This is a genomic window from Psychrobacter sp. TB20-MNA-CIBAN-0197 (genome assembly GCF_040309765.1).
Taxonomy (GTDB): domain Bacteria; phylum Pseudomonadota; class Gammaproteobacteria; order Pseudomonadales; family Moraxellaceae; genus Psychrobacter; species Psychrobacter submarinus.
Genome location: NZ_JBEOPC010001104.1, coordinates 1 through 250 on the forward strand (window position 1 = coordinate 1; position 250 = coordinate 250).

Here is a 250-nt window from a genome sequence, read left to right on the forward strand (position 1 = left end):
GCCTTGTGCTTGCCTTGCGGGCCGACCAGTTCGAGCAGTTCGCGAACCTTGTTGTCGCGCTGCTCCTTCGGCACGCCGGCGACTTTCAGCGGCAACTCGACGTTCTGCCAGACGGTCTTGGCCGACATCAGATTGAAGTGCTGGAAGATCATGCCGATGCGCCGGCGCAGGGCGACGAGGCGGTCTTCATCGAACTCGCCGATATCCACCTGATCGATCAACACCCGCCCCGACGTTGGCTGTTCCAGGC

The 250-nt window shown here is 62.4% G+C and carries 1 protein-coding gene; it reads right to left on the reverse strand.

The annotated features are described in order from the left end of the window. The coding region (locus tag AAEY83_RS17335) for an ATP-binding cassette domain-containing protein (RefSeq protein ID WP_351061156.1) at nt 1-250 on the reverse strand (250 nt) is incomplete at both ends.